Annotated in this window: 14 protein-coding genes; 4 read left to right on the top strand and 10 right to left on the bottom strand. The window is 60.8% G+C overall.

Translation table 11 applies throughout. The features are described 5' to 3' along the window. Positions 1-32: 32 nt before the first annotated feature. Positions 33-593, bottom strand: coding sequence for an SH3 domain-containing protein (locus ACP7AP_RS09440; protein ID WP_426033959.1), 561 nt, complete (start codon positions 591-593; stop codon positions 33-35). A gap of 98 nt (positions 594-691) precedes the next feature. On the opposite strand from ACP7AP_RS09440, the gene ACP7AP_RS09445 reads away from it, so the two are divergent. The 3 genes from ACP7AP_RS09445 (at position 692) to ACP7AP_RS09455 (ending at position 2,761) form a co-directional block, all read left to right on the top strand. Next, positions 692-1,678, top strand: a complete 987-nt coding sequence (locus ACP7AP_RS09445; protein ID WP_426033960.1) for a 2-hydroxyacid dehydrogenase — start codon at positions 692-694, stop codon at positions 1,676-1,678. Positions 1,679-1,680: 2 nt separating this feature from the next. Next, positions 1,681-1,977 carry a hypothetical protein gene (locus ACP7AP_RS09450; protein WP_426033961.1) on the top strand — a complete coding sequence of 99 codons (297 nt, stop codon included), beginning with the start codon at positions 1,681-1,683 and terminating at the stop codon, positions 1,975-1,977. A gap of 121 nt (positions 1,978-2,098) precedes the next feature. Continuing rightward, positions 2,099-2,761, top strand: coding sequence for a TerC family protein (locus ACP7AP_RS09455; RefSeq protein ID WP_426033962.1), 663 nt, complete (start codon positions 2,099-2,101; stop codon positions 2,759-2,761). A 144-nt stretch (positions 2,762-2,905) separates the two neighbouring features. Here ACP7AP_RS09455 and ACP7AP_RS09460 read toward each other — a convergent pair whose 3' ends face one another. The 5 genes from ACP7AP_RS09460 to ACP7AP_RS09480 all read right to left on the bottom strand — a co-directional run bounded on the left by ACP7AP_RS09460 (position 2,906) and on the right by ACP7AP_RS09480 (position 9,135). Beyond that, complete coding sequence (locus ACP7AP_RS09460; protein WP_426033963.1) at positions 2,906-4,147, bottom strand: NAD(P)/FAD-dependent oxidoreductase; 1,242 nt, start codon at positions 4,145-4,147, stop codon at positions 2,906-2,908. Between the two features lie 101 nt (positions 4,148-4,248). After that, positions 4,249-5,409 carry an iron-containing alcohol dehydrogenase gene (locus ACP7AP_RS09465; RefSeq protein ID WP_426033964.1) on the bottom strand — a complete coding sequence of 387 codons (1,161 nt, stop codon included), beginning with the start codon at positions 5,407-5,409 and terminating at the stop codon, positions 4,249-4,251. A gap of 3 nt (positions 5,410-5,412) precedes the next feature. Continuing rightward, on the bottom strand, positions 5,413-6,792 hold the full coding sequence (locus ACP7AP_RS09470) for an aldehyde dehydrogenase family protein (RefSeq protein ID WP_426033965.1): 1,380 nt from the start codon (positions 6,790-6,792) through the stop codon (positions 5,413-5,415). 69 nt (positions 6,793-6,861) lie between these two features. Next, on the bottom strand, positions 6,862-8,226 hold the full coding sequence (locus ACP7AP_RS09475) for a glutamine synthetase family protein (RefSeq protein ID WP_426033966.1): 1,365 nt from the start codon (positions 8,224-8,226) through the stop codon (positions 6,862-6,864). A gap of 90 nt (positions 8,227-8,316) precedes the next feature. Next, positions 8,317-9,135, bottom strand: a complete 819-nt coding sequence (locus tag ACP7AP_RS09480; protein ID WP_426033967.1) for an N-formylglutamate amidohydrolase — start codon at positions 9,133-9,135, stop codon at positions 8,317-8,319. Positions 9,136-9,281: 146 nt separating this feature from the next. Between ACP7AP_RS09480 and ACP7AP_RS09485 the strand changes: the two genes are divergently transcribed. Then, positions 9,282-10,151, top strand: coding sequence for a MurR/RpiR family transcriptional regulator (locus ACP7AP_RS09485; RefSeq protein WP_426033968.1), 870 nt, complete (start codon positions 9,282-9,284; stop codon positions 10,149-10,151). A 5-nt stretch (positions 10,152-10,156) separates the two neighbouring features. Here ACP7AP_RS09485 and ACP7AP_RS09490 read toward each other — a convergent pair whose 3' ends face one another. The 4 genes from ACP7AP_RS09490 to rodA all read right to left on the bottom strand — a co-directional run bounded on the left by ACP7AP_RS09490 (position 10,157) and on the right by rodA (position 13,973). Continuing rightward, positions 10,157-11,089, bottom strand: coding sequence for a DMT family transporter (locus tag ACP7AP_RS09490; protein WP_426033969.1), 933 nt, complete (start codon positions 11,087-11,089; stop codon positions 10,157-10,159). 148 nt (positions 11,090-11,237) lie between these two features. Beyond that, positions 11,238-12,170, bottom strand: coding sequence for an NAD(P)-dependent oxidoreductase (locus ACP7AP_RS09495; protein WP_426033970.1), 933 nt, complete (start codon positions 12,168-12,170; stop codon positions 11,238-11,240). Positions 12,171-12,205: 35 nt separating this feature from the next. Further along, a complete protein-coding gene (locus ACP7AP_RS09500; RefSeq protein WP_426033971.1) occupies positions 12,206-12,829 on the bottom strand; it encodes a DUF1345 domain-containing protein in 624 nt (207 codons plus the stop codon). Positions 12,830-12,833: 4 nt separating this feature from the next. Continuing rightward, positions 12,834-13,973, bottom strand: a complete 1,140-nt coding sequence (gene rodA, locus ACP7AP_RS09505) for a rod shape-determining protein RodA (protein ID WP_426033972.1) — start codon at positions 13,971-13,973, stop codon at positions 12,834-12,836. Between the last annotated feature and the right edge of the window lie 2 nt (positions 13,974-13,975).

The following is a 13,975-nucleotide window of genomic DNA, read 5'->3' on the forward strand; positions in this document are numbered from 1 at the left end:
CCTAAACCCCAGAGCGTCGCGCTGCAAGGCTATTAGTCGATCACCTCACCCGGATCGACACCCCAAAGCGCTGTTTTCAAGATCCAGCCCTTCTCGCCGCCCGCATTCACCCGGCACCAATCTGTGTTACATTCCAACAGCTTAGCAATCACACCCAATTCCGCCTGAAACGACACCCGCGCCTGCCCGTCCGGGCTGTCGCGAAATTGCGCCATATCCTGCGTCACCAGCACAGACCTTGACCCCGACAACAGGTTGAACTGCATCCAGCCCCCCATGCCCTGATAATCCTCCACCCGCCGCCAGCGGTCATATTCCGCCGTAATCCGCAACGGCATGCCGGCGGTGGTGAACACCCAATCGATCCGATGCGTCATCCCCGGCCCGCGCCGCACATTGCCCTCGCGCCCCTTCAGGCTGACATAACGCGGCAAGGCCAAGTTGGTTACCGGGCCTTTATGCGGATCGCGCGGAGCTTTATCATCCGGGGCGGGCTCCATCGGCAGTTCTTCCTGTGCCTGCGCGCGCCCAAGCCCCAGACTTTCGCCCAGCAAAGCCGCCGCCATACCCGCCAAAAACTGCTTCCTGTTCATCCCGCCGCGCCCCAAATACAGACGGGGGCTTGTGCCTTGCCCCGCTTCCCGCCACTTTGCCAAAGAATACGCTGATTTGGAAGTGCAGGGAGGCCTTCATGCCCGCAACACGCTTAAACGTTGTCGTGACGCGACGATTGCCAGAAGCCGTCGAGACCAGGATGAAGGAATTGTTCGATGTCGAGTTGCGCGACCCCGACACGCCGATGAGCCGCGAAGACCTAAGCGCCGCCATGCGCCGCTGCGATGTGCTGGTGCCAACGATCACCGATCAGATTGATGCTGGCCTGATCGCGCAGGCGGGTGACAAGCTGAAACTGATCGCCAACTACGGCTCGGGCGTCGATCATATTGATGTCGCCACCGCACGACAGCGTGGAATTTTGGTCTCCAACACCCCCGGCACTGTCACCGACGATACCGCCGATATGACGCTTGCGCTGATGCTGTCGGTCACCCGCCGCATCCCCGAAGGTCTGGCCGAAATGCAGGCGGGCAAATGGCAGGGCTGGTCGCCGATGGCGCATCTGGGCGGTCGGATGGGCGGCCGCCGTTTGGGTATCTTGGGGATGGGCCGCATTGGCCAAGCCGTAGCCCGCCGTGCCCGCGCCTTTGGCATGCAGGTGCATTATCACAATCGCAAGCGTGTGCGCCCCGATATCGAGGCAGAGTTAGAGGCGACCTATTGGGAAAGCCTGGATCAGATGATCGCCCGCATGGACATCATCTCGGTGAACTGCCCGCACACGCCCTCGACCTTCCACCTGCTGAACGCGCGTCGGCTGAAACTGTTGAAACCGACGGCAGTGATCATCAACACCTCACGCGGTGAGGTGATCGACGAAAACGCCCTCGCCCGTGGCCTGAAAGCAGGCGAGATCGGCGGTGCGGGCCTTGATGTCTACGAACACGGGGCTGAGATCAACCCCACCCTGCGCAGCCTGCCCAACGTCGTCCTGCTGCCGCACATGGGATCGGCGACAGTTGAGGGCCGCATCGAGATGGGCGAAAAGGTCATCATCAACATTAAAACCTTCGCCGACGGCCACCGCCCGCCGGATCAGGTTGTGCCGGGGATGTTATGATCATGCTGCGCCTTGCAACTCTGCTGACGCTTGCCGCCAGCCCCGCGCTTGCCATGCTGTCGCCGTTTTATGACAGCGCCGAAAAGATCACCACGATCCTGCAAGACGCCGCCGTTGCAGATGCGCTGCGTCAGGCTCCAATCGGTGCGATCAGCAACACGGGCAGTTTCCCCGATGGTGCCGATGAATGGACGGTGCGCACGCAAGAGTGCGATCTTGTGCTGAAGTTGATCGGCAAGCCGCCCGGTATGGCGGGCAAAGCCACATATAGCGTCGAAATCACCTCACCTTGCCCCTGAGGTGGTGGTTACAAAGCGGCTTTTGGGCTGAACAGATGGCATTGGCTCTGAACGTTGGGTTGAAATACACCCGGTCAGCCCTTACCTAGCGCGCAACAACAACACGCAAACCGGGACGGTCATGGAAATATTCACTTATCCGGGCTTTATCGCCCTGCTTCAGGTCATGGGGATTGACCTTGTCCTCGCGGGCGACAATGCCATCGTGATCGGTCTTGCTGCGGCTGGCCTGCCGAAAGATCAGCGCAACAAGGCCATTCTGGTTGGCATCATTGCCGCCACCGTGATGCGGATCGGTTTTGCTCTGATCACCACGCATCTGCTGGCGATTGTCGGGCTGTTGCTGGCCGGGGGCATCCTGCTGCTTTGGGTCTGCTGGAAGATGTGGCGCGAGCTGCAAGCGGGCCACGGCAGCGACAATATGGCCGAGGAATCGCTGACCGACAGCGATCTGAACGCCGATGGCACCGTCGCAGGTGGAGCACCCCGCAAGACTTTCGCGCAAGCCGCTTGGCAGATCGTCATTGCCGATATCTCGATGAGCCTTGATAACGTGCTGGCCGTCGCAGGAGCCGCGCGCGAACATCCGACCGTGCTGGTGATCGGCCTTGTGATGTCGATCGCCCTGATGGGTCTTGCCGCCACATTCATCGCGCGTTTGCTGAACAAGCACCGCTGGATCGCTTATGTTGGCTTGCTGATCATCGTCTATGTCGCCCTGAAAATGATGTGGGAAGGCTGGCACGAGGTGCAGCCTTTCGTGATGACCTATCTCGGCAAATAAGCGTCTGGGTATGATACAGAAAACCGCCCGTTCAGGGCGGTTTTCTGCTGGCAAAATGCGGTGAAGTGTTAAAAGTTCCTTAAGTTGAGTTTTTAACCCATTGATATTAAACAATCTGAAAACGGTCCCGAGTTGGGACCACCCTCAAAATCGCCCCGGTCGATACGGCGTCAAATCCAATTCCGGCTCCCGCCCGGCTATCAAAGCCGCCACCAACCGCGCCGTGATCGGGGCCAAAGTCAGCCCAATATGCCCGTGTCCGTAAGCATGGATAATCTCTGGCCCCGCCCCGGATGGCCCGATCACCGGCACCGAATCCGGCATCGAGGGCCGAAACCCCATCCACTCCCGATCAGGCTTGCCCAGATCAGGAAAGATCGCCCGCGCCCCCTCCACCAGCTTTTTGATCCGGTGTGGTGACGCAGGCGCCGTCAGCCCCCCCAACTCCACCGTCCCCGCCACCCGCAGCCGTCCCGTCATCGGACACAGATAAAACCCGCGCGCCGTCGGACAGACAGGCCGCGTCAGCCGGGGTGAGGCCATATCCCACTCCACATGATACCCCCGCTCAGTCTCCAGCGGCACGCGATCGCCAGCCTGCATTGCCAATCCTTTGGAATGTGCCCCCGCCGCGATGATCACCTTTCGCGCCCGCAACCGCAGGTCTGGCCCTTCGACCACGATGCCATCAAACTGCCGTGAGATCGAGCGCGCCTCGGCCTGCACAAAATCCGCCCGCTTGCAAACATGGGCCGCAAGGGTATGCACCATCAGCCCCGGATCGGACAGAAACACCGCCTTGGGAAAGAACGCCGCCCCACCCTCCACGGCAGGCAACCCCGGCTCCATCCCGGCCAGCACTTCAGGCGAGATCAACTCAACAGTGATCCCCTGCGTCCGCCGAAACGCCATATCTGCCTCGGCAGCTTTGAAGCCAGCGGTGGTTTCATAGAGATACAAACATCCCTTGTGCTGCATGATCGCAGCGCCGCCGATCCGATCCGCCAGCGCCTGCCAACTCGGGCAAGCATCCGCGACAAGTGCCGCAATCGCCGCCACATTGCGCCGGGTGGGTCCGGGCAAAGATTGCATAGCAAAGCGAGCCAGCCACGGCATCAGCGCGGGCAGGGCGGCGCGGCGGATGGCGAGGGGGGAGTTTTTATTGAGCAGCAAAGACGGCAGGTTGCGCAAAACATCCGGGCTGCCCACCGGCATCACCGCGTAATCGGCGATGGTGCCCGCATTGCCAAAGCTCGCGCCCATTCCCGGCTGGCTTGGATCGACCAGCACCACCTCGCGCCCCTCCGCCGTCAAAGCTTCGGCAATCGCAAGACCAACGACCCCCGCGCCAAGGATCGCGATATCGGTGGTGACGTGTTGGGTCATGCGGCTTCTCGTCTGAAAGGGTCGCTCATCGAGCCTGACGGCTCTCTTCGCTGGCGCGCGTCTCTAGCGAAGAGAGCCGTTAGGCTCGATGAGTGATTTGGTCACATGCAGGCTTCAAACAGCGCGCGGGTGTTCTCGCGCGTCATCGCCACCGGATTGCCGCCGCAGGACGGATCCTCCAGTGCCATTTCGGTCAGCATATCGAGATCGGGGTTGGTGACACCCAGCGCTGTCAGATTTTCCGGGATGTTCAGCATTTTGCGCAGATCCATCACAGCGGCCCGGAAGCCATCAAAGCCGCCTTTGATGCCAAGGTAAGCTGCGGCGGCGTTGATCCGCTCCTCAATAGCACGGCGATTCATATCCAGCACCATCGGCATCACCACGGCGTTGGTGGTGCCGTGATGGGTTCCATACACTGCGCCAATCGGGTGGCTCAGGCTATGGATCGCCCCCAGTCCCTTCTGGAACGCAGTCGCCCCCATCGCCGCCGCCGACATCATATGCGCCCGGGCATCAAGATCGTTCGGGTTGGCGTAGACTTTAGGCAGATTCTCAAACACCAAGCGCATGCCTTCCAAGGCAATGCCTTGGCTCATCGGGTGGTAAAACGGGCTCGAATACGCCTCAAGGCAATGCGCCAACGCGTCCATGCCGGTGCCTGCAGTGATGAATTTCGGCATCCCCACCGTCAGCGCCGGGTCGCAGATCACCACCACGGGCAGCAGTTTCGGGTGGAAGATGATCTTCTTCTTATGGGTGACTGAGTTGGTCAGAACGCCCGCGCGACCCACTTCCGAACCCGTTCCCGCCGTGGTCGGCACCGCGATGATCGGCGCGATTTTGCTGGCGTCGGCGCGGGTGTACCAGTCGTCGATATCCTCCAGATCCCAGACGCTTAGGTCTTTGCGCTGATGCGCCATCAGGGCGATCATCTTGCCAAGATCAAGCGCCGAGCCGCCACCAAAGCAGATCACCCCGTCATGGCCGGCCGCGAGGTAGACCTTGATGCCGTCGGCCATATTGGTCTCATTCGGGTTCGGATCGACTTCGGAAAATACTGCTGTGCCAAGGCCGTGGGCTTTTAGGACCGCCACGGCGTCGGCGGTGATCGGCAGGCTGGCGAGGGCCTTGTCGGTGACGAACAGTGGTTTCTTCACCCCGGCGCTCGCGCAATGCTCGGCCAGTTCGCTGATGCGGCCAACGCCGAATTTGATCGCGGTGGGGTAGGACCAGTTCCGGTTGGGAACGTTGTGGGTCATGGTTCAGACTTTCTTCAGATGGTAGGATTTCGGGCGGGTGACCGAGAGGAAACCCAAGTAGGAAAGCGAGCCGCCGCGTCCGGTGTCTTTGCAGCCGGTCCAGCACAAAGCCGGGTCAAGGTAATCGGCGCGGTTCATGAAGATCGTGCCGGTCTCGATCTGCGCGCCGAGGGCGGCGGCGGTGTCGTAATCTTCCGTCCAGATTGAGGCGGTCAGGCCATAGGGGCTGTCGTTCATCAGTTTGAGCGCCTCGGCATCGTCCTTGACCTTCATGATGCCAACGACCGGGCCGAAGCTTTCCTCCATCATCACCCGCATGGAATGATCCACGTTCACCAGTACTTGCGGGGCGAGATAGGCACCGCCATCATCCGCCGGGAACAGCGCGGGGTCGATCAGGGCTTTCGCACCTTGGGCCACAGCCTCGGCAATCTGGCCGCGCACCACGGCGGCGAAGCGTTTGTTCGCCATTGGGCCGAGGGTGGATTCTGCGTCAAACGGGTTGCCGAGTTTCAGGGTTTTCACCCAAGCGACGGCCTTTTCGACAAAGGCATCGTAGAGCGACTCGTGCACATAAATCCGCTCGATCCCGCAGCAGCACTGGCCCGCGTTGAACATCGCTCCATCCATCAGCGTATCGACGGCGGCGTCCAGGTTCGCATCGGCGCGGACATAGCCGGGATCTTTGCCGCCGAGTTCAAGGCCGAGGGGGGTGAAGGTGCCAGCAGCGGCGCGTTCAATCGCCTGACCGCCGCCGACCGAGCCGGTGAAGTTGACGAAATTGAAGGCGCGGCCCGCGATCAGGTGTTCGGTGCTGGCATGGTCTAGCACGACATTTTGGAACACGTCGGCAGGGATGCCAGCGGCGTGGAAGGCTTCGGCCAGACGCTCGCCCACCAGCATGGTTTGGCTCGCATGCTTCAAAACAACGGTGTTGCCTGCGATCAGGGCAGGCACAAGCGTGTTGATCGTGGTTAGATACGGGTAGTTCCAAGGGGCGACGATAAACGCCACGCCCAAGGCTTCGCGCGCAAGATAGCGGCGGAATTTGTCACTGTCTTCAACGGTTTGCGGGGCCAAAGTCGCTGCGGCAATCTCGGACATATATTCGGTGCGGGCGTTCACACCGCCAAATTCACCGCCAAAGCGGGTGGGGCGGCCCATTTGCCAGGCCAGTTCCTCGACGATTTTCGGCGCGTTGGCGTTCAGATTGGCGACACCGGCTTTGACCAGCGCAATGCGGTCGGCCAAGGTGCGCGCGGCCCAACCTTTTTGTGCGGCGCGGGCGAGGGCAACAGTGGCTTTGGCAGCCTCCAGCGTCAGCGGCGTGCGTTCGGCATAGACCGAGCCGTCCACCGGGGAGATAAGTTGAATGGGTTTCATCGTGTTGGTCCTTGGTAGGGCGGGGTTCACCCCGCCAATCGGTGAAGGCGGGGTGAACCCCGCCCTACATTACGCGCGTTCCAGCAAGCGCTGGATTTCAAAATCGGTCACCACGCGGTCGGTTTCCGAAATCTCCCATTGTGCGGCGTGATGGTAGTGGTCCACCACATCATCGCCAAACGCCTTGCGGTACATCGCCGAGGTGTTCAGCAAATCGGCAGCTTCGCGCAGGTTATGCGGGATTTCGCGCACATCGCCTGCGGCATACATATCGCCCTGCATTTCCGGCTCCAGCTCCAGCTTCTGTTCGATGCCGTCAAGGCCAGCGGCCAGTAGGGCGGCGCAGGTGAGGTAGGGGTTCACATCAGAGCCCGGAATGCGACATTCCACCCGGATCGCCTTGGTGTGCTCGCCACACACCCGGAAACCTGCGGTGCGATTGTCGGCGGACCAGACGGCTTTGGTGGGGGCAAACATCCCCACGGTGAAGCGTTTGTAGCTGTTGACGTAGGGGGCGAGGAACACCGTCATTTGCCGCGCATAGGCCAGTTGGCCTGCGATGTAGTGCTTCATCAACTGGCTCATGCCGTGCTTGTCTTTTTTGTCGTAGAACGCGGGCTTGCCGTCCAACGTCCACAAAGATTGGTGGCAATGCGAGGACGATCCAGCCTTGCGGTGATCGTATTTCGCCATGAAGGTCACCGACTTGCCCTTCGACCAAGCGATTTCCTTGATGCCGTGCTTGACGATGCTGTGGTTGTCGGCGGTGTCCAAAGCGTCGGAGTATTTATAGTTGACCTCCTCTTGCCCGGCGTCCGCCTCACCCTTGGAGTTCTCAATGGTGATGCCCGCGCCATACAGCCCGTTGCGCACGGCGCGCATCACGTCTTCTTCCTTGGTGGTCTGGAAGATGTGGTAATCCTCGTTATAGGCGCTGACGGGTTTGAGGCCGGCGAAATTGCTGTCACGCAGGGATTCGTAGCTGTTTTCAAACAGATAGAACTCCAACTCGGTCGCCATCATCGCATCGAACCCCATCGCACGGGCGCGTTCAACCTGTTTCTTTAGGATGTTGCGCGGCGCGTGCGGCACCGGGTTGTGGTGGTGATCCAAAGTATCGCCCAGCACCATCGCGGTGCCTTCCAGCCACGGCACCCGGCGCAGGGTGCTCATGTCTGTTTTCAGGATGTAGTCGCCATAGCCGGTTTGCCAGTTCGAGGATTTATAGCCCTGAACCGTGGTCATCTCCATATCGACGGCAAGGAGATAGTTGCAGCAATGCGTCTCCTCCCAGCCGCCATCTATGAAGAATTGCGCGTGAAAGCGCTTGCCCATCAGGCGGCCTTGCATGTCGATGCCAGCCACCAGAACGGTGTCAATTTCGCCAGCCTTCACGGCGGCTTTCAGGTCTGCGAGTGTCAAATTGCCGGGCATATCCGGGATCTCCAGTGATGTTTCCCCCATCTGATGTGGGGTCATGTGCATTTGGGGCCGAAACCCCGCCAAGAATCCATTAGCCGCGCGTCAACTGGCCTTCGCCTGCCGTTGGATTTCCACCAGCCCCATGTTCAGCACGGAGGCGAGTTGATCGGCCATCACCTCCGCCGCTTCCGGCGTGGCGATCAGGTCGTTGCGGATTTCCAGCATGGCGTTGGGCAACCCGTAAGGCGTCGCCTGCACGCGCAAGGTGTGGGTTACATCATCCGCCGCCGAATAGGGCGCGTTCAACTCGGCCTGTAACCCGGTCAGCTTGTGCGCGGCGCTCAAGATCGCCACCGACAGATGCGGGTCGGCATCATGGATCACACCAAATTCGACCCGGCGGAGTTTGCCGTGATAGATCGGGGTGAAGGAGTGGATGGTGATCACCACAGGCCGCAGCCCCAAGGCAATCCGCTTGGCGATCAGGCCATGCAGGCCGGTGGCCCATGGCAGATACACGGCTTCGGTCCGCGCCAAGCGCTCTGCGTCTGAGATCGTGGCATTGCCGGGAATGTCGTGGATTTCCGAGCGCGCGGGCATCGCCCCCGGCATATCCGGCGCGCGGTTGCAGTCGTAAACCAAACGGCTGATGGGCGCGTGGATCAGCACCGCATCCAAGCGCTGCGCGAGGCCGCGCGACACTGCCAAAGCACCGGGGTCCCAGGCTATATGTGCCATGCGCTGCGCAGGCGTCAGCCCCAGATCGCCCCACGCAGGCGGGATATGGTTACAAGCATGTTCGCAGACCAAAATGATCCGGCCTTGCGCCTCGACATTTTCGATCACCGGCAAAAACACTTCGGGTAGTGGCGCGGGCGCTTTGCGGGTCGCGTGCGTTTTGAGTTTCGCGGCATCGCGCATGGCGGCGAGTCATCTCCCAGATTTGGCTGAAGGCTCACCTTTTGCCGCAGTTCTGTCAAGAATGTTTCTTTCGGGGCGGCGCTGATACAATCTTTTCCAAACGCGGTGATCTGCGTTAGGCTGATCGCAATGCTGAGGGGAATGTGATGGATGCCAGACTGCCACTTGACGAGCAACTGCGCGCGGCTTTGCCTGATCTGACACGAGCCGAGCGACAGCTTGCCACCCATGTGCTGTCGCATTATCCGGTGGCGGCTTTGGGCTCGATCACCATTCTGGCGAAAGCGGCATCGGTGTCCACCCCAACCGTGGTGCGGCTGGCGCAAAAGCTGGGCTACAAGGGTTATCCCGATTTCCAAGCCGCGCTGCGGGGCGAGGTTGAGGCGATGCTGATCTCGCCCCTCGCCAAGCATGATCGCTGGGCGGGCGGGGTGCCCGATACCCATATCCTGAATCGCTTCGCCGATGCGGTGATGAGCAATCTGCAAGCCACCTTGGGCCAGATTGACCATGCTGAATTCGATGCCGCTGCCCGGTTGCTGGCTGATCCCGCACGGCATGTATTCGCGATGGGCGGGCGGATCACCCATTCGATGGCGGATTATTTTACCTCGCTGATGACGATTGTGCGGCCACAGGTGACGCTGTTGTCAGACAGTTCTTCAACTTGGCAGCCTGCGCTGCTGGATATGCGGCCAAGCGATGTGCTTTTGGTGTTCGACATCCGCCGCTACGAAAACGCAGTGCTGCAAGTGACGGAAATGGCAAAGGAACGTGGGGCGGAAATCGTGCTGATCACTGATCGCTGGATATCGCCTGCCTCGGCGCATGCGCGGCATACCCTCGCCTGCCATATTGAGGTACCTTCGGCGTGGGACAGCAATGTATCCCTGATGGTGCTGGTGGAAACTCTGCTGGCAGCGGTGCAAGACCTGACCTGGGATGTTACCGAAGGCCGGATGAAACGGCTGGAGGAACTGTATGCCCGCACAAGGTTCTTCCGCCGTCACCGCTAGAACCGCTAAGGGCATCCTCTGCGCTCAAATATCCTCGGGGTGAGGCGTGCCACGCCGAGGGGGTGAGCCCCCTGCACCCGGCTTACCCGCCCGCCGTAAGCGTTCAAAACCACTGCCGCCAGCAACACCGCTCCGCCGATGAGCGTGCCGCGCGATACCGTTTCATCCAACAGCAACCAAACCCACAGCGGGGCCAGCAAGACCTCGACCAGCGACAACAAGGTGGCTTGCGCGGCGGGCACCACTTTGCTGCCGATGGTGTACAGCAACATCCCCCCGGTCAACGTCACCGCCCCCATCGCGGCAGAGATCGCAATCTCGGGCAGCGGGATCAGCACGGCTTTGCCCAAGATTGCCAAAGCAATCGCCCCGGCGATCATCGAGAACACCCCACCCAAAGCCACCGCAGGCAGCATGTTCGCGAGCTTGCCCCAACGCAAGGTCACGGTGAAAATCGCAAAGCCCAAGGCCGAGGCGAGGGCCGCGATATTGCCGTCCATCGCGCCGCCAGCAAGGCCGCCACCGACCATCACGAGGATGCCGAACGCGGCGAGAGCAATGGCAAACCATGTCAGCCCGCTCACTCCTTCGCCCAGCAACACCCGGCCCAAGATCGCGGCACAGAACGGTGAGGCTGCGAACAGCAGCACGGCATTGGCGACGCTGGTGGCTTGGAACGCATAGATCGCGCCCGAGAAGGCCATCACCAGCCCAAGGCCACCCAGCACCCCGGCCCAGCCGACCGAGCGGATTTCAGTCATGATGCTGCCGCGTGCGGCAAGCCCGATCCAAAGCATCAGCACCGGCAACATCCCGGCCGAGCGCCAGAACAGGATCGCCCAAGACCCGGTATCTGGGATCAGCCGGATGATCAGGCCTTGGGTTGACCACAGCACCCCGGCGAGGATGATCAGAATTGCGCCGTTCAGATATGACATGACCGCCTCCGTTTGCGGCAAGCTGGGCGCGGCGGGCGCGCAGGTCTGGCCCAATCGCGACCTTTGCCGCACTGATCGCACCGAAACCACAGGCGGAACCGATTTCCGCGCGGAAATCGTGCCCGGAATTCGCGCGAATTCCGCTTTGTCAGTAGCCGCGCGTGCGATCTACCAGATGCAGCAGCGGCGCGCCTGCCTCCGAGCGGCGGATGTTTTCCACCAGCACTTTTGCGGCCCCGGTCGCCCGCGTATCGGCGGCGATATGCGGGGTGATGGTGACGCGGGGATGGGCCCAGAACGGGTGATCCTGCGGCAAGGGCTCGATGCGGAATACATCCAGCGTTGCGTGGCCAACTTGCCCCGCATCCAGTGCCGCCAGCAGGGCTGCATCGTCGATCAGCGGCCCGCGTCCGGGGTTCAGAATAAACGCGCCGGATTTCAGCCACGACAGCCGCTCTGCGTTCAGGATATTCTCGGTTTCAGGCGTTTTGGGCAGCAGGGTCACGACGATTTCCGCATCGCGCAAAGCCGCCTCCAAGCCTGCGCCGCCATGAAAGCTTTGGATGCCGGGGGTGTGCTTTTCGGTCCGGCTCCAGCCCACCACGTTGAAATTCAACGCGGCCAAAGCCAAAGCGCAGGCGGTGCCCAATGCGCCCATTCCCAGCATCGCCACCTTGCGTTCGCGTGCCAAAGGCGGGCAGGTTGCATCCCATACATGGCCCGGATTGATGATATGACGGTCCATGCCGAGATGAAGTCGCAAGGCGTGACCGACCACCCATTCCACCATGCCCTCGGTCAGGCCGTTATCGACCATCCGGCACAAAGGTTGCGTCAGCGTGCTGTTGTCAACGATCCGCTCGACCCCGGCCCAGAGGCTGAGCACCGCCTTGCAGCGGGTAAACGGGTTGAAATCCTGCAACGGCGCGGACGGCGCGTAGATGATGTAATCCACCGTCGCAGGATCAAGCGCTTCGGTCACCACTTGGGCGTCGATCCAGGCATTTGCCAGCTGCTGCGGCAGCAAATCCCGATATTCCTCCCACACAGCGGGGGCGGCGAAAAATACGGTGAGGGTCATTGCAGGCTCCTGTCTTGCGGCCGTTGTCGGGCAGATCAACCAGCGCTGGTTACGGCGGCATTCACCGCCAGCGCCAGAATGATGGTGTTGTAAAAGAACGAACCGACTGAATGTACCAGCACCACTTTGCGCAGTTGGGTCGAGGTTGTGGTGACATCGGCCACCTGCGCGGTCATGCCAATGCCAAACGAGAAATACAGGAAATCCCACGGGCCGGGGCGCTCACTGCCGGGAAAGCTCAGGCAGGCGGGGGCTTTGGGGCGTCTGGGCTGGTAGTAGAGGTGCGCGTAGTGAAACCCCGCCAGCACCTGCAACGCCGCCCAGCCCAGTGGCACCGAGCCTAAGGCCAACACGCGCGCCGGGGCGCTGTCGTTTGGCGCGCTTAGCACCAAAAGGATCGAGGTCAGGCTGATCGCCACCGCCAGTACCGCCAGCAGCAGGATGGTCCAGACCCCCTCATCGGTTTGCTCGGCATGGGTGCGCAGCACCTCGGGCGTGGCGTTCATCGCAAAACGCAACATCAGGCCGAGATAGGTGACAAAAAGCGCATTCGCCGCCGCCAGTACCCGCAATTCAATCGGCAGCGCGGTCAGTTGCAGCAGCGCCGCCACCGCAGCGCCCACCAGCAGGGCAATGAAAAACCGATAGTGACGTTTCATTGTTCTACCTCGGCCTATGCACGATGGCGCTTTGCACCAGTCCGAAGGCCAGCAAAATCACCAAGGTCGCCGAGCCGCCATAAGACAGCAGTGGCAAGGGCACACCCACGACGGGGGCCATCCCCATCACCATCGCAAGGTTCACCGCAAGGTAAAGGAAGAAGTTCATCGCCACCCCAATGATCAACAACTGGCTGAAGCGGTCCTTATTCTGGATCGCGGCGATGATGCAAAACACCAAAACCAGCGTATAGAGCGCCAGCAAAGAAATCGCGCCGATGAAGCCGAATTCCTCGCCCAAGGTGGTGAAGATGAAGTCGGTGTGCTTCTCGGGCAGGAAATTCAACCGGCTTTGGGTGCCCTGCATGAAACCTTTGCCGGCCCAACCGCCTGATCCCAAAGCAATCTTGGCTTGGATGATGTTATAGCCGGTGCCCAACGGGTCTGCGGAAGGGTCCAGAAAGGTGTGGATGCGCTTGTATTGGTAATCATGCAGCACCTGCCATGGCGTGCCTTCCGACATGATCACCGCCGTAAGGCCGCCGCCGCCCAAAGCCGCCACTGCACCGAAATACCACAGCGACACGCCTGCGGCGAACATCACCCCGGCCCCGGCCAAGACCAGCATCATCGCGGTGCCAAGGTTGGGTTGCTTCAACACGAAATAGGTCGGCAGCAGAATAAGCACTACCGGGATCACCACCCACAGCGGGTGCGAGACTTTCTTGTCATCCAGCCAATCGTAATAGGCCGCCAAGATCATCACCAGCGTTACCTTCATCAATTCCGAAGGTTGCAAGCGCATGAAACCCAGATCAATCCAGCGCTGCGCGCCCATGCCCACGGTGCCGAAGAAATGCACCACCAGCAAAAGCACCATGGCCACCAGATAAGACACGCCGGACATGCTGCGCCAGAACCAGATTGGGATGAAGGCGACGAAGAACAGCAGCCCCAAACCCATGCCAAAACGCTTGATCTGCGGCAAAGCCCAAGTGTCCATCTCGCCGCCTGCGATGGAATACAGCATCAGCCAGCCAATGGCGGCGATGGCGGTCAACACCAAAATCAGCGCCCAGTTGATGTAGAACACTTTGGCGATGCCACTGGGCGCTAGCTTGAGGCGATATTCGAGAAAACTCATCG

This window comes from Cypionkella sp. TWP1-2-1b2, from assembly GCF_049896245.1.
Taxonomy (GTDB): Bacteria; Pseudomonadota; Alphaproteobacteria; order Rhodobacterales; family Rhodobacteraceae; genus Cypionkella.

Bases quoted from the DNA above. Each gene is read 5' to 3' on its own strand.
- ACP7AP_RS09485 (WP_426033968.1), top strand. From the start codon at position 9,282: ATGGATGCCAGACTGCCACTTGACGAGCAACTGCGCGCGGCTTTGCCT.
- ACP7AP_RS09475 (WP_426033966.1), bottom strand. From the start codon at position 8,226: ATGCCCGGCAATTTGACACTCGCAGACCTGAAAGCCGCCGTGAAGGCT.
- ACP7AP_RS09445 (WP_426033960.1), top strand. From the start codon at position 692: ATGCCCGCAACACGCTTAAACGTTGTCGTGACGCGACGATTGCCAGAA.
- rodA (WP_426033972.1), bottom strand. From the start codon at position 13,973: ATGAGTTTTCTCGAATATCGCCTCAAGCTAGCGCCCAGTGGCATCGCC.
- ACP7AP_RS09500 (WP_426033971.1), bottom strand. From the start codon at position 12,829: ATGAAACGTCACTATCGGTTTTTCATTGCCCTGCTGGTGGGCGCTGCG.
- ACP7AP_RS09465 (WP_426033964.1), bottom strand. From the start codon at position 5,409: ATGACCCACAACGTTCCCAACCGGAACTGGTCCTACCCCACCGCGATC.
- ACP7AP_RS09440 (WP_426033959.1), bottom strand. From the start codon at position 593: ATGAACAGGAAGCAGTTTTTGGCGGGTATGGCGGCGGCTTTGCTGGGC.
- ACP7AP_RS09455 (WP_426033962.1), top strand. From the start codon at position 2,099: ATGGAAATATTCACTTATCCGGGCTTTATCGCCCTGCTTCAGGTCATG.
- ACP7AP_RS09450 (WP_426033961.1), top strand. From the start codon at position 1,681: ATGCTGCGCCTTGCAACTCTGCTGACGCTTGCCGCCAGCCCCGCGCTT.
- ACP7AP_RS09460 (WP_426033963.1), bottom strand. From the start codon at position 4,147: ATGACCCAACACGTCACCACCGATATCGCGATCCTTGGCGCGGGGGTC.
- ACP7AP_RS09470 (WP_426033965.1), bottom strand. From the start codon at position 6,792: ATGAAACCCATTCAACTTATCTCCCCGGTGGACGGCTCGGTCTATGCC.
- ACP7AP_RS09480 (WP_426033967.1), bottom strand. From the start codon at position 9,135: ATGCGCGATGCCGCGAAACTCAAAACGCACGCGACCCGCAAAGCGCCC.
- ACP7AP_RS09495 (WP_426033970.1), bottom strand. From the start codon at position 12,170: ATGACCCTCACCGTATTTTTCGCCGCCCCCGCTGTGTGGGAGGAATAT.
- ACP7AP_RS09490 (WP_426033969.1), bottom strand. From the start codon at position 11,089: ATGTCATATCTGAACGGCGCAATTCTGATCATCCTCGCCGGGGTGCTG.